A 14,564-nucleotide genomic window follows, 5' to 3' on the forward strand; every position below is an offset into this window, starting at 1 on the left:
CGGTGGAGCGCCAGGACGTGCCGGCCCGGTACCGGCTGCTGGGCCCGGTCCGGCTCGGCGAGCGCACCCCGTCGGCGGCGAAGCTGCGGGTGGTGGCGGCGACCCTGCTCATCCGGGCCGGCGACGTGGTCTCCGCCGACTGTCTCATCGAGGAGCTGTGGGGCGAGCACCCGCCGCGCACCGCCACGACCACCCTGCACGTGTACGTCTCGCAGCTGCGCAAGACCCTCGAGCCGGCCACCGGCGGGCCGATCGTCACCCGCGCGCCCGGATACGTCATGCAGGTCGGCCCCGACGAGCTGGACCTGACCCGGTTCGAGGCGCTGCGCCGCGACGGCCGGGCCGCCCTGAAACGGCGGGAGCACGCCGAGGCGGCGCGGCTGCTGCGCGCGGCGACGGCGCTGTGGACCGGCCCGCCGCTGGCCGACATCCCGCACGGGCCGGTGCTCATGTCCGCCGCGGCGCGGTTACAGGAGCTGCAGCTGGACGCCCTGGAGCACCTGTTCGCGGCCGAGCTGCAGCTGGGCCATCACCGCGAGATCGTCACCGAGCTGTTGCCGCTGGCCGACGAGCACCCGCTGCGGGAGCGGCTGCACGCCCACCTGATGCTGGCGCTGCACCGCAGCGACCGGCAGGCCGACGCGCTGCGGGTGTTCGGCCGGGTCCGCCGCCGCCTCGCCGAGGAGCTCGGCACCGACCCCGGCGCCGACCTGCGCGAAATGCACCAGCGGATCCTGCGTTTCGACCCGGGCCTGGACTGGCGCGGCGGGGGCGGCTCCCGCCCCGCCGACCCGGTCGTCTGGCTCCCCCGGCCGGTCGCCGACTTCGTCGGCCGCGACGCCGAGCTCACCCAGGCCGCCGAGCTGCTCGGCGACGGCGGACCCCGGACCGCGCGGGTGCTCAGCATCGCCGGCAAGGCCGGGGTCGGCAAGACGGCGTTCGCGCTCGCGCTCGCGCACCGGCTCAGCGACCGCTTCGGCGACGGCCGGATCTTCGCCAGCCTGCGCAGCAGCGAGGGGGCGCCGCTGGACGCGGCCCAGTCGGTGCAGCGGCTGCTGCGGGCGTTCCCACCGGCCGCCGGGCACGACCTCGGCGGCGACCTCGACGGGCTGCTCGCCGCGCTGCAGCGGGTCATCGCCGGCCGGCGGCTGCTGATCGTCCTCGACGACGTCGTCACCGAGGGGCAGATCCGCGGCATCCTCGCCGCCACCGGCGAGTGCACGGTCCTCATCACCGGCCGGCGCATCCTCACCGCCATCGAGGGCGCCCGGCACGTGGTCCTGCCCGTCCTCGACCCGGCCGCCGCGCACGAGCTGCTCACCGCCACCGGCGGGGCACGCATCGCCGCGGACCGGCGCGCGTCCGCCCGCATCGCGCGGCTGTGCGGCTACCTGCCGCTCGCGCTGCGGGTCGCCGGCGCCAGCCTCGCGATGCGTCCACAGTGGATGGCGGAGACCCTCGCCCGGCGGCTGGCCGACGAGCCGGCCCGGCTGAGCATGCTGGCGATCGGCGACATCGACGTGCGGGCGAACCTGCTTGTCGGCTACCGCGAGGTCAGTCCCGCGGCGCAGCAGGCGATGCGGCTGCTCGCCGTCGCGCCGGCGCAGGACTTCGCGGCCTGGACGGCCGCGGCGCTGCTCGGGGCGGGCCCTGACGCGGCCGAGCAGGTGCTCGCCGAGCTGGTGCACGCGCAGCTCATCGAGCACCGTTCGGTGGTCGGCCGGCCCGGCCGGTTCGGCTTCCACGTCCTGCTGCGCGCCCTGGCGGTGGAGCTCCTCGCGGAGGAGCCCGCGCACGTGCGCGCGGCGGCGGTGGAACGCTGGTGCCGCACCGCGACCGGCCTCGCCCGGCACGCCGACGCCCTGCTCACCCCGGGCCGGGCACTGGACCTGCTCGGCGAGCCGGAGCCGGTCCCGTCGGCCGCGGCGGCCAGGGTCGTCGGGGACGCGCCGCTGCGCTGGTTCGACCTGGAGGCGGCCGGGCTGGTCACCGCCGTGCGCCGGGCACACCAGGCCGGGCACTGGCCGCTGGTCTGGCGCCTCGCCGACGCGCTGAGCGGATACTTCCAGGTCAGCGCCGGCTGGGACGACTGGGGCGAGGTCCTCGACCTGGCCCGGGACGCGGCCCGCCGGGCCGGCAACGGCACCGCCGAGGCCGTCGCCGAGCTGTCCCTGGGCGAACTTGCCTGGCAGCGCCGGCAGGTCCCCGAGGCGACCGCCGCGTTCGAGCGGGCGCACCACTGGGCCCGGTCCGAGGGCTGCCGACCGGTCGAGGCGCACAGCATGATCGGTCTGGCCGACGTCTCGCTGGAGCGCGGCCTCGTGGACCAGGCGCGCCGCCTGTATGCCCAGGGCCTCATCCTGTGCCGGGCCGACGGCGACGTCCGCGGCGCCACCGACGCCCTGCGCGGCCTGGCCCTGGTCGAACTGCGCCGCGGCGAGCGGGAGGCGGCCCTGCACCGCTTCGCCGAGTGCGGCCGCGCGGCCGACCAGCTCGGCGACCCCCGCTGGCGCGAGTTCGCGCACCGCGTCGCCGACCGCATCCGCCGCGAGCCCGGCCGTGGCGGCCTGTCCGCCGCCGTCGAGATGCGCCCGGGCGTCTGGATGTTCGGCGCCGCCTGAGTCGCACCGTGACGGCGGCTGGGGACCGACTGGGGATCGGCAAGGGATCGCGGGCGGTCGCACCCGCCCGCGGTCCGCTGAAGCCCCGCCGAGGGCCAAGGCGGGTCCGGCACGTGGATGCCGGGGCGCGGCGGGCCCGGACGCCGCCCGGGCCTCGCCTCGCACCGACCCCACCTACCAGGGCACGCCTCAGGTCGCGGGCTGGTCCTCCTTCACCTCCGCCGCGCCGGGCTTCTCTTCCGCGCCGCGCAGGCCGCGGAAGCCGATCAGGCCGTTGAGGAAGCTCAGCACGACCCAGACGCCGAGGACCGCGAAACCGCGGTGCAGCGCCGAGTTCAGCGCCTCGGTCGGGTCGACGCCCTGCGCCACCAGGGTGGCGACGCGGTCCTGCACGACGGTGGCGATGACCGCCAGGCCGAACGCGGCGCCGACCTGGGTGGCCGTGTTGAGCACCGCCGACGTGGCGCCGGCGTCGTCACCGGTCGCCTGGGACGTGCCGACCACCGGGGTCGGCACCAGACAGAAGACCAGACCGGCGCCGAGCAGCGTGGTCACCGGCAGCAGCACCGTCCAGTAGTTCGCGTGCAACGGCGTGTCCAGCATCAGCACGAGCATCGCGCCGAGCAGGACGGTGCCGATGAGGTACAGCGGCCGGGGCCCGGTCCGTCCGATGAGCTGGAGCAGGATCGGCGCGACGATCATCAGGGCGAGGCTGGTCGGGATGTACGCCAGGCCGGTCTTGAGCGGGCTGTAGCCGAGGACCGTCTGCATGTACAGCGGCAACAGGAAGAACGACGGCAGCATGATGCCGGCGGTCAGGAACTCGCCGAGACTGCCGGCGACCACGCCGCGCTGCCGGAAGAGCCGCAGCGGCAGCAGCGGCGCCGGGGTGGACCGCTCGATGCGCAGGAACGCGCCGAGCAGCACGACCCCGCCCGCGGCGGCGGCCAGGGTCACCGGGTCGGTCCAGCCGTTGGTGGTGACGCTGACAATGGCGTACACCACCAGCAGCATGCCGCCGGTGGCCGTGAGCGCGCCGGCGGTGTCCGCGGGCGGCCGTGGGCCAACCGGCCGGGCGCCGCTGACCAGCAGCAGGGCGCCGACGACCAGCAGCACCCCGACCGGGATGTTGATGTAGAACGCCCACCGCCAGCCGACGTTGACGACGGCGCCGCCGAGCAGGGTGCCGATGGACGCGCCGATGCCGATGACGGTGCCCCAGATGCCGAACGCCTTGTTGCGCTCCTTGCCCTCGGCGAACGTGGTGACCAGGATCGACAGGGTGGCGGGGGCGATCGCGGCCCCGCCGAGGCCCTGCAGGGCGCGGGCCGCGAGCAGCTCGGCCTCGCCGCCGGCCAGGCCGGCCAGGGCCGAGCCGACGGTGAACAGGGCCAGGCCGCCGATGAAGACGCGGCGGCGGCCCAGGATGTCGGTGAGCCGGCCGCCGAGCAGCAGCAGGCCGCCGAAGAGCAGCACGTAGGAGCTCATCACCCACTGCATGCCGGTGGCGGTGAGGCCGAGGTCGGCGCGCAGCTGGGGCAGCATGACGTTGACGACCGTCGCATCGATGACGATCATGAACTGGGCGAATGAGATGACCAGCAGCGCCCACCAGCGCCGCCGGTCGGGTGTCGCGGGAGCGGCGTCCGGGTCGATCCGGGCCGCGTCGTCGACAATGCTCACGAGTGTCCTCCTCGGGACTGGTGGCCGGACCGGGCCGCGGGGCCACAGCGGGCTCCCGCGGCGCCGGCCGGCGACCGGCGGGTCAGGCCGCGGCCACCTTGGAATAGATGCCGCGGAGGCTGCGCTCGGTCAGCAGGCTGCCGATCAGCACGCGCTTGCCGGTCTCCCGCTCGACGGCGGAGATCAGGCGCAGCATGTGCAGCGAGTCCCAGCTGACGACCCCGTCGAGGTCGCCCTCCAGGTCCTTCTTGGCCAGCGGCAGCGCGAGCTCGTCGCGCACGATCCGGATGAAGTCGGTCTCGGTGATCATGCCGGGGTCCTTTCGGGGGTGGCGGCCTCGGTGCCGAGGTCGGATTGGAGCGTGAGGTGGCCCGGCACGCCGGGCAGGTCGGTCAGGTCGTGACGGAACGACAGTTCGCCGTCGGTGTCGGCGACCGTCTCGAAGCCGAGCGACGGGTAGAAGTCGCGCACCTTCGTGTTCTTCTTGGTCGGGCGGTACGTCCCGTGCACGGTCGCGGCGCCGGTGTCCCGCGCGAGGCGCAGCACCTCCGACAGCGCCGCCTGCTCGATGCCGCGCGCGAAGACGCGGCAGCTGAGCAGGACATTGTCGACGTGCAGCGCGTCACCGCTGCGGTGGGCGAAGACCGCGCCGACGACGCCGTTGTCGCCGAACCGGTCGCCCGAGCGGACCGCCAGCACCAGGTGCTCCGGGTCGTCGACCCGGCGTTGCACGTCGGCCTGGTCGAGCCGCTCGGTGGTCAGGTTGAACTGGTTGGTGCGCAGGGTCAGCTGGGCGACCCGGGCCACCTCGGCGTCGCCGACCCGGGAGACGGCGACCCGCACGTCGAGCTGGTCGAGGTAGTCGGCGAGGGAGCCGCTGCCGTCCAGCAGTTCCTGCCGGGCGCCTTCGGCGCGGTACAACTGGGTGCGCGCCCGGTCCTCCTCGGTGAGCTCCAGCGCGTCGAACCACCCGTCGGCGAGCAGCCGCTCCACGTGCAGCGCCGGCTCCTCGTCGACCGCCACGACGGTCACCTCCGGCAGCGCCTGGGCGACCAGCCCGCGCTCGAACGGCGAGTCGTCGACGAAGACGAAGCTGTCCAGCCCGAGGTTGAGCACGCCCGCGATGTCGCGGATGTTGACGTCCTTGGCGTTCCAGTTGGCGTTGACCCGCGCGAAGTCGCTCTCGCGCAGGACCATGTCGGGGTGCTCGCGCAGCGCAGTGAGCACCGGGTCCAGGTCGTTCTTGCTGCTGACCGCGAGGACCACGCCCTGCGCGGCGAGCTGCTTGACGACGCGCTGGAACCGGCCGAACGCCTCGCCGCGGAACGTGGTCGCGACCTCGATCCCGTCCTGGCCGTCGTCGCCGAGGACCCCGCCCCAGACCGTGTTGTCGAGGTCGAGGACCAGGACCTTCTTGGTCCTGCCGCGCACCGTGCGGGCCAGGTGGGCGACCTCGCGGGCGTAGCCGAAGAGCAGGTCGTCGCCGAGGTGGGCCTTGGCGTACACGGCCATCCGCGGCTCGTGCACGGCGACGCCCTCGGCGAGGACGGGGTCGAGGTCCACGACGGTGACCCGCGGGTGCCGTTCGGCCAGGCCGAGCAGCCCGATGTTGAACTGCCGCCAGGCCATCCCGAGCGCGGCACGGGACCGCAGGTCGACCAGCTGCGCGGTGTGGATGCGTTGCAGCGGCACGGTGTTGAGCACCAGCCGGCCACCGGCCCGCTCGGCGTAGCCGGCGACGAGCCGCTCCAGCAGGGCCAGCTTCGCGGTCGCGGTCGCGGCCACGTCCTCGGCGGTCCAGCCCGGCGCGAGCTCGTCGAAGACGATCTGCGCGTCGAGCACGCACAGGACCAGGTCGGCGCCGCTGCTGTACACCTCGCTGCCGGGGTCCTGCAGGTCACGGATGTAGGCGTCGAAGTCGCTGACGTGGGGCCGCAGCAGCAGCCCGTGCCGGGCGAACTGGGCGGTGAGCGGGGCGACGAGCGTGCCGAGCGTGGCGTGGCCGGTGATGGCGACGGTCACCGTGTCGGCGTCGGTCGCGCCGCCCGCGGCCAGGATCTCGTCCGGCTCGGTCCGGGACAGCACCTGCCCGGCGCGGGTCAGGTCGACCGGGTCGGTCATCTCGGCGAGGAGCCCCGGCACGGCCCGGTACTCCGCGGCGATCCGGCCCTCGTTGTGCAGGACGCGGAGCCGGGCGAGCGGGGTCTCCTCGAGCACAGCAGTCACAGGAATCGTCCTCCTACAGGGGTTGGCTGGGGGGGTCAGCTGACCGGGACCGGGGCAGCGTCCGGAGCCGGGGCGTCCGGCTCGGGCGTCTTCTCGGTGCGGCGGGCCAGGGCGCTGGGCCACCAGATCGCCCGGCCGATGTCGCTGGCGAGGGCCGGGACCAGCGCGGTGCGTACCAGGAACGTGTCGAGCAGGACGCCGAACGCGACGGTGAACCCGATCTCGACGAACGACACCGCCGGCAGCGTGCCGAGGGCCGCGAACGTGCCGGCGAGCACCAGGCCCGCCGAGGTGATCACCCCGCCGGTCGCGGCCAGGCCGGCGACCACGCCCCGGCGGGTGCCGGCCACGAGCGCCTCCTCGCGCACCCGGGTCATCAGGAAGATGTTGTAGTCGATGCCGAGGGCGACCAGGAAGACGAAGACGAACAGCAGGTACAGGGTGTCCTGCCCGCCGAAGCCGAAGACGTGGTCGAACACCAGGGCGCTGACGCCGAGGGCGGCGCCGAAGGACAGCACCACCGTGGCCATCAGCAGCAGCGGGGCCAGCAGCGAGCGCAGCAGGCCGGCGAGGACCCCGAAGACCACCAACAGGACCAGCGGGATGATCAGCAGGTTGTCGGAGCGCGACGCGTCGGCGATGTCGAGGCGGACCGCGGTGTCGCCGCCGACCAGCGCCTGCGCGCCGGGCACGGCGTGGACCGCGGTGCGCAGCCGGCCGATCGCCTCGCGGGCCGCGGCGCTGTCGGACGGGTCGCGCAGGACGGCGGTGACGAGGACCCAGCCGTCGCCGGTCACCGGGCCGGTGCTGGCCGCGGCCACCCCGTCGACGCCGGCCGCCGCCGCGCGGACCTGGTCGGCCTGCCCGGCGCGGGCCACGATCAGGGCGGGGTCGCCGACGCCGGCGCCGTAGTGCTCCTCGATGGCTCGCTGGCCGACGACCGAGTCGGGCCGGTCGACGAATGTGTCCTCGTTGTTCAGGCCGCCGAGGCGCAGGTTGACCGCGCCGAGGGCGGCGACCGCCAGGACCGCCGCGGACAGCAGCCAGACCAGTCTCGCCCGGGCCGAGATCCAGGTGCCGAGCCGGTGCCAGAAGCCGCCGCCGGCCGGTTCCGGCGCGCCGTGCACCGGGCGGACGGGCCAGAACACCCACCGGCCGCAGGCGGTGAGCAGCGCGGGCAGCAGGGTCAGCATCGCCAGCACCGTGACGGCCACCCCGATCGCGACGACCGGGCCGAGACCCTCGGTCGAGCGCATCTGCGCGAACATCAGGCAGAGCATGCCGGCGGCCACGGTGGCGGCGCTGGCCACGACCGCGGAACCGGCCCGGCGCAACGCGACCGCCATGGCGACGTGCCGGTCCTCGTGCCGGCGCAGTTCTTCGCGGTACCGGGCGATGAGCAGCAGGGCATAGTCGGTGCCGACGCCGAAGATGATGACGGTGAGCACCGCCGATCCCTGCGCGTCGATGGTCAGCCCGGCGTCGCGGGCCAGCAGGTAGATGAGCCCCTGGGCGACCATGAGGGCGACCGAGACGGCGGCCAGCGGCAGCAGCCACAGGACGGGGCTGCGGTAGGTGAGCAGGAGCAGCACGATGACGACGAGGGCGGCCACGGCGAGCAGCACCCCGTCGATCCCGCCGTAGGCGGCGGCCTGGTCGGCGGTGTAACCGGCCTGCCCGGCGATGTGCACGCTCAGGCCGGCGGCGTCGGCGGCGGCGATGCCACGCAGCCCGTCGGCGGTCGTCTTGACCTGGTCCCAGCCCGTCTTCGGCAGCTCGACCGGAACCCGGACCTGGATCGCCTTGCCGTCGGCAGAGACCTCGGGCGCGCCGACGGTCCCGCGCACGCCCGGCACCGACGCGAAGGCCCGCGCGTCGGCGTCGACCTTGGCCTTGTCCCCGGCGGTCAGCCCGCCCGCACGCACGTACACGATCTGCGCCTCTACCGTGTGGTCGGGCTGCAGCCGCTGCACGATGGTGAGCGTCCGGGTCGACTCGGCGCCGGAGGGCAGCCAGGCCGAGATGTCGTTCTTCTGCACCTCGGCGAGCCGGCTGCCCAGCCCGCCGAGTCCCACCACGACGACGAGCCAGACCATCAGCGTCAGCCACTTGGTCCGCCGTCCGCAGACAGCTCGGACAATCGCGCCCATCACCCCTCCGCTCACGCGTGACCGCCGGCAGCACGCCGACTGGGGTGAGTCTGTGGGTGGGCGCTAAAGCTCCCCTTAGGCGGCTTCGGCCGTCCGCTTCAGCAGGTCGAGCCACTGCTCGAGGCCGCGTTGCAGCTTCCGGCTCGGGTACAGCACACCGACGAGCGGGGCGGCCATGCTCTCCTCGGTGCGCATCCGCACCGGGCCGGCCGGCAGCTGCTCCAGCGTGTTGCGGTGCACCGCGCGGATGCCGGTGCTGACGCCGGTCCAGGTCAGCTCCCGCTCCGGGGTGACGACCGCGAACCGGGACCTGATGTTGGACGGGCCGTTCTTCCAATGGAATGCGGCGTCCACGGCGACGGCCGGGTCGAGGGTGACCTTGCCGACGTCGGTGTTCCAGGTCGGCCAGGCGGCCACGTCGCTGAGCAGCCGCCACACGTCGGCGATCGGCGCGTCGATGTCGATCTCGGTGGAGGCGAGGACCGGGGCCTTGTCGTCGACCCGGCCGCGTTTGGCGTATTCGTCGTGCAGCACGTGCAGCGGCGGACCGCTGTAGAAGAGGTTTCCGACGATCGAACTCGGCATCCGGCACGCCCTTCGTAGATGGCCCCGAGTCTACCGAGGGGCGTCCGCGACCTCGCCGGGGTGTTCGACCGCGATGCCCGCCAGTGCGAACCCGGGCACCGCGGTGTTAACCACGACGCGCGCGGTGTTCCCGACCGCGACTCCTGCGGTGTTCTCGACCGTGACGCCGGCAGTGTTCTCGACCGTGACGCCTGCGGTGTTCCCGACCGCGATGCCGGCAGCGCTCTCGACGGCGATGCCGGCAGTGTTCTCGACGGCGATGCCGGCCAGTGCGAACCCGCCGGCGACCGCGAAGCGGCCCCGCATCGCGGTGAGCGGGCCGGTGCCGGCGCCCGGCCGGCAGTCGCCGGGGACGAGGATCCGGGCGTGGAACGTGCCGCCGGCCGCGTCGAAGGTGACATCGGCGTCCTCGAAGCCGAGCCAGCGGCCGGTCAGCGGGAACCACGCCTTGTAGATGGCCTCTTTCACGCAGAACAGCAGCCGGTCCCAGTGCAGCTCGGGGCGCAGCGCCCGCAGCGCGCCGTCGCGGGCCCGCTCGGTCGGCAGGGCGACGAGGCCGAGCACGCCGTCGGGCAGCGGGCCGTGCGGCTCCGCGTCGACGCCGATCGCCGCGAAGCGGGTGGCCTCGGCCACGGCGGCGCCGCGGAAGCCGTCGCAGTGGGTCATGCTGCCGACCACCCCGGCGGGCCACGTCGGCGCGGAGCGCTCACCCGGCAGGATCGGCGCGGGTGGGCGGCCGAGGTCGCGCAGGGCGACCCGGGCGCAGTGCCGCACGGTGGTGAACTCCCGGACCCGCTTCGCGACGGCGCCGGCGACGACCGGCTCCTCCTGCGGCAGCAGCGTCGCCTCGGGCGGGTCGCCGAACGCCTCGGCGGCCATGACGCCGTCCGGCAGGACGAGGCCGAGCAGCCCGCGCTCAGCCACCCGCTCCCCCGGCGTCCGCTCCCCAGGCGTCCGCTCCCCAAGCAGCCGCGCCTCAGGCGTCCGCTCCGCAAGCAGCCGCGCCTCAGGCATCGGCTCCTCAGGCATCGGTTCCTCCGGCGTCGGCGACGACGGCGCGGGCGAACGCATCCAGGCCGTCACCCAGCAGGTAGAAATGGCCGCCGGGGAACGTCCGCAGCCGGAACCGGGCGTCCGTCTCGTCGCGCCAGGCGGGCAGGCCCGCGGCCGGGGCGAGCGGGTCGTCGGTGCCGCACAGCGCGGTGAGCGGGCAGGACAGCCGGGGCCGGTGCGGCCGCGGGCGGTAGGTGTCCAGCACCCGCAGGTCGGCGCGGACCGGGCCGAGGAACCGCTCCAGCAGCTCGGGGATCTCAGCGAGGGCCGGTGGCAGCCCGCCGAGCGCCACGAGCTGCTCGGTGAGGCGCCGGTCGTCGAGGTCGTAGAGCCGGGCAAGGCCACCGGCGGTGACGCCCGGCGCGACCCGGCCGGAGACGCCGAGCCACACCGGCGGGCGCCCGAGATCCTGCAGGGCCAGGGCGACCTCGTAGGCGAGGACGGCGCCGTAGCTGTGCCCGAACAGGGCCAGCGGCGTGCCGTCGAGCCACGGGCGCAGGTCGCTCAGCGCGCACAGCAGCACCTCGGCCATCGACCCCAGACTGGGCTGGGCGTGCCGCTGGCCGCGGCCGGGCAGGTCGAGCAGGAGCAGGTCCCAGTCGGGCGGCAGCAGCCGGCCGAGCGGGTGGTAGCCGGCGGCCGAGCCGCCCGCGTGCGGGAACCCGACGAGGCGCAGCGCCGGGGCGCCGACCGGCCGGGGGCGCAGGAAAGCGGGTGTGCGTATCGCGGTGGCGAGCTGTGGCGTGTCGACGGTCATCGTGATCTTCCCCCTCTGCCGCATCGACCGTAACAGCTTGCGGCGGGCTCGCCAGGGGGCCGCAATCCGCAATTTGGCAGGCCTTTAGCGGGGGCGTCGATGCTGAAGCGAACCCGGTGGCCGTGCCGGAACCCTGAGCAGACACATTGGCGAACAGCAGGAGTGAACGGAGGCACAGCGATGACCGACAACGGTTACGACAGCACCGTCGTCGTGGTCCTCGAAGGGGGCCCGGCGACACTGCCGCAGACGATGAGCGTGCGGTGGACGAGCGAACTTTCCAAGATCAAGATCCCGCACCGGGGTGGTCACGAGCACTTCGAGCTCATCGAGCCGGCGCTGGAGCGGCCGGTGTTCCGCTGGACGACCCGCACCAAGGTGGCCGAGTGACGGCAGCGTGAACCGCCCTTCACCCACCGGCCCCTGTCCGCCGTCCATTCGTGACGGACAGGGGTCGCTGCCGTAAACATCGTGATACGAAAACATCGACGCGCATCACTCATGATCACTTATCTCCACCGACTGGTATCCAACCAATCCACTGTTCGGTCGGCACTTCGTCGTGTCAGTTGACAGCACCCATTCCCCGCTGTAAATCTGAGTTGTCGCCGCGGTGATCGATTGCGGCGGATGTCTTTTGTGGCCCAACGGTTTGCGCACTCGTAGCACCGAATTCCGGAGGGTAACGGGGATGCGTGGGCCCGGCGCAGGTGAGCCCGGCGGCGTGCTCGCCGGCGCCCTCACCAGAAGCGCCGGCGGCAAGGGCGAGATCGTCCTGATCAGCGGCGCGGCCGGCGCTGGCAAGACCGAGGCGTTGCAGGACGTCGCCCGGCAGGCCCGCGCCCAGGGAGCGCTGGCGCTGGTGGCCGCCGCCGGCGGGGTGGGCAGCCCGGCGCCGCTCGGCCTGCTCCGGCGGCTCCTCACCGGCAGCGCCCTGCCCGCCGACCACCTCGAGGACGCCAAGCGGCTGCTGGAGACGGTGCCCGACGCCGACCCCTTCCTCACCGAGCGCCCGTCCGGCGAGCTGTCCCCCATGGCTCGCAAGGGCCTTGCCGACCTGGTGCTGCGGATCGCCGCCACCACACCGGTGCTCGTCGGGGTCGACGACGTCGACTTCGCCGACGAGGGATCGCTGCAGTTCCTGCTGTACCTCGCCCGCCGCCTGCACCGCGCCCCGATCCTGGTGGTGCTCACCGAGTCCGCCGGCCGGCGGGTCCTCGACCCGCGCTTCCGCGCCGAGGTGCAGAGCCTGCCGTACTGCCGCCGCCTGCGCCTGCGCCCGCTGACCGCCGACACCGTCGCGGACCTGCTGGCCGGCCGGGGCGGTGAACCGCCGGCGCCCGAGGTGGTCGCCGACCATCTGCGCATCTGCGGCGGCAACCCGCGGCTGCTCACGGCCCTGCTGGAGGACGGCCGCAACGACGGCGGGCCGGCCGTGGCCGGCGAGGCGTTCGGCCGCGCCGTGCTGACCTGCCTGCACCGCAGCGGCCCGCGACTGGTGAAGCTGGTCCGGGCCCTCGCCGTCCTCGACGAACCGGCCGAGCTCGCGGTCCTCGGCGACCTCATCGACACCGACGGGTGGTCGGCCACCCGCACCATGCAGGAGGCCGACGAGACCGGGCTGACCGCCGAGGGCCGGTTCCGCCACCCGCGGACCCGGGCCACCGTCCTGGAGTCGATGCTGCCGGAGGAGCTCGCCGCGATGCACGAACGTGCCGCGGCGGTCCTGCACGAGACCGGCGCCCGCGCCACGGCCGCGGCCCGGCAGCTCGTCGCCGCCCGGCGCCTGCTGGAGACGATGCCGCCGGGCGAGCCGTGGCGGGTGCCGCTGCTGCTCGCCGCGGCCCGGCAGGACGCCGAGCAGGACGACCCCCGCTTCGCGCTGGAATGCCTGCGGCTGGCCGACGAGTGGTGCACGGTCGAGGACGAACGCGTCGCCATTCAGCTGCAACTGGTGCGGGCGCACTGGCGGATGGACCCGTCGGGCGCCCGGTCCGGCGTCGCGGCGCTGCTGGCCGCCGACCGGCAGGGCCGGCTCACCGGCCGGGCCGCGCTGGAGCTGGTGCTGTTCCTGCTGTGGTTCGGCCAGGTCGACGCGGCCATCGAGGTGCTCGGCCGGATCGTCGGCACCGCCACCACCGACGACTCGCCGGACACGGTGATGGCGCTCTACAGCACCGTCGCGCAGCTGCACTACCTCTACCCCGAGGTGTCGAAGCCGATCGAGGCCGAGGCCGAGCCGCCACAGTCACGGATCGCGGTGCCCACCCTGCGCCGGGCGTACCAGCAGGCGGTCGGCGTGGTCGAGACGCTGCTGCACTCCCGGCCGGAGCGGCTCGTCGCCGACGCCGAACGGATCCTGCGGCTGTCCCCGCTGGACGAGACGACGTTCGGCCCCGTATGGGTCTCCCTGGAGCTGCTGCTGCTCGCCGAACGCCTGGATCGGGCGAAGTCCTGGTGCGACGTGCTCCAGCAGAGCGCGCAGGCCCGCCGCACGTCGACCTGGTCGGCGCTGTTCAGCGCGATACGGGCGACGATCTGCCTGCGGCAGGGGGATCTGGCCGGGGCCGAGCTCGACGGGCGGCGGGCGCTGTCGCTGCTGCCGGTCGACGGCTGGGGCGTGATGGTCGGGCTGCCGCTGTCGGCGCTGAGCCTGGCCTACACGCGGCGCGGCGCGCACGACGAGACGGCCGCACTGCTGCGCGTCCCGGTGCCGGAGGCCATGTTCCGCACGCCGATCGGGCTGCAGTACCTGCGGGCGCGCGGCCATCACCGGCTCGCCCTCGGCCACGCGCAGGATGCCGTCGCCGACTTCGAGCGGTGCCGGGACCTTTGCCAGCGGTGGCGGCGGGACGTCCCGACGGCGCTGCCGTGGCGCGGGGACCTGGCCGAGGCGCGGCTCGCCCTCGGTGACCGGCACCGGGCCGAGGAACTCGCGCAGGAACAGCTCAGCCGGCTCGGTCCGGACAACACCCGCACCCGCGGGATCACCACCCGCATCCTGGCCGCGGCCTCCGACCTGCCGGAGCGCCCGACCCTGCTGCGCACGGCGATCGACCAGCTGCAGGCCAGCGGCGACCGGCTGGAACTGGTCCGCGCGTTCGCGGATCTCAGCGAGGCGTTGCACGCGCTCGGCGACGAGACCCAGGCGCGGCTGATGATGCGGATGTTCGACCGGTTCAACGCCGCCGGCGAGCCGGTCGCGACCGCCGAGCCCGCCGACGGCAACGGCTCGGGCGCGGCGGCGCCGTCCTCGTCGAACGGCCCGACGGACCTCAGCGACGCGGAGCTGCGGGTGGCGACGCTCGCGGTGCAGGGGCGCACCAACCGGCAGATCTCGCAGCAGCTCAACGTCACGGTGAGCACCGTGGAGCAGCACCTGACCCGCATCTACCGGAAGCTGGGGGTACGCGGGCGGACCGAGCTGCTCGAACTGCCGCCGGACCTGCGCCGGCCGGTCTGATCCCCGCCCCCGGCAACGTTTCGCGG

10 protein-coding genes are annotated in these 14,564 nt (G+C 74.3%); 3 read left to right on the forward strand and 7 right to left on the reverse strand.

Translation table 11 applies throughout. The annotated features are described in order from the left end of the window. Positions 1 to 2: 2 nt before the first annotated feature. The gene (locus tag AB0K00_RS50795; protein ID WP_363537917.1) at positions 3 to 2,621 is read left to right on the forward strand and encodes a BTAD domain-containing putative transcriptional regulator; all 2,619 of its coding nucleotides are present in this window, start codon (positions 3 to 5) and stop codon (positions 2,619 to 2,621) included. 189 nt (positions 2,622 to 2,810) lie between these two features. On the opposite strand, the gene AB0K00_RS50800 is transcribed toward AB0K00_RS50795, so the two are convergent. The 7 genes from AB0K00_RS50800 to AB0K00_RS50830 form a co-directional block, all read right to left on the reverse strand. Continuing rightward, entirely contained in the window at positions 2,811 to 4,304 is a 1,494-nt protein-coding gene (locus AB0K00_RS50800; protein ID WP_363537919.1) for a DHA2 family efflux MFS transporter permease subunit, read from the reverse strand. A gap of 82 nt (positions 4,305 to 4,386) precedes the next feature. Continuing rightward, positions 4,387 to 4,614 carry an acyl carrier protein gene (locus tag AB0K00_RS50805; RefSeq protein ID WP_363537921.1) on the reverse strand — a complete coding sequence of 76 codons (228 nt, stop codon included), beginning with the start codon at positions 4,612 to 4,614 and terminating at the stop codon, positions 4,387 to 4,389. Continuing rightward, positions 4,611 to 6,530, reverse strand: a complete 1,920-nt coding sequence (locus tag AB0K00_RS50810) for an HAD-IIIC family phosphatase (RefSeq protein WP_363537923.1) — start codon at positions 6,528 to 6,530, stop codon at positions 4,611 to 4,613. The genes AB0K00_RS50805 and AB0K00_RS50810 overlap by 4 nt, the downstream gene beginning before the upstream one ends. A gap of 35 nt (positions 6,531 to 6,565) precedes the next feature. Then, positions 6,566 to 8,680: an MMPL family transporter gene (locus AB0K00_RS50815; RefSeq protein ID WP_363537925.1), complete on the reverse strand. Its 2,115-nt coding sequence runs from the start codon at positions 8,678 to 8,680 to the stop codon at positions 6,566 to 6,568. Positions 8,681 to 8,755: 75 nt separating this feature from the next. Continuing rightward, the gene (locus tag AB0K00_RS50820) at positions 8,756 to 9,265 is read right to left on the reverse strand and encodes an SRPBCC family protein (RefSeq protein ID WP_363537927.1); all 510 of its coding nucleotides are present in this window, start codon (positions 9,263 to 9,265) and stop codon (positions 8,756 to 8,758) included. A gap of 30 nt (positions 9,266 to 9,295) precedes the next feature. Continuing rightward, the gene (locus tag AB0K00_RS50825; RefSeq protein WP_363537929.1) at positions 9,296 to 10,294 is read right to left on the reverse strand and encodes a 4'-phosphopantetheinyl transferase superfamily protein; all 999 of its coding nucleotides are present in this window, start codon (positions 10,292 to 10,294) and stop codon (positions 9,296 to 9,298) included. Beyond that, entirely contained in the window at positions 10,287 to 11,099 is an 813-nt protein-coding gene (locus tag AB0K00_RS50830; protein ID WP_363537931.1) for an alpha/beta fold hydrolase, read from the reverse strand. The genes AB0K00_RS50825 and AB0K00_RS50830 overlap by 8 nt, the downstream gene beginning before the upstream one ends. A 156-nt stretch (positions 11,100 to 11,255) precedes the next feature. Here AB0K00_RS50830 and AB0K00_RS50835 point away from each other — a divergent pair, with 156 nt between their 5' ends. Both AB0K00_RS50835 and AB0K00_RS50840 read left to right on the forward strand, forming a co-directional pair. Further along, positions 11,256 to 11,465, forward strand: coding sequence for a DUF5988 family protein (locus tag AB0K00_RS50835; protein WP_363537933.1), 210 nt, complete (start codon positions 11,256 to 11,258; stop codon positions 11,463 to 11,465). A gap of 301 nt (positions 11,466 to 11,766) precedes the next feature. Beyond that, positions 11,767 to 14,538 (forward strand): AAA family ATPase, encoded by a 2,772-nt coding sequence (locus AB0K00_RS50840; protein WP_363537935.1) that lies wholly within the window; start codon positions 11,767 to 11,769, stop codon positions 14,536 to 14,538. Positions 14,539 to 14,564 lie beyond the last annotated feature (26 nt).

Source organism: Dactylosporangium sp. NPDC049525 (genome assembly GCF_040676755.1).
Classification (GTDB): Bacteria; Actinomycetota; Actinomycetes; order Mycobacteriales; family Micromonosporaceae; genus Dactylosporangium.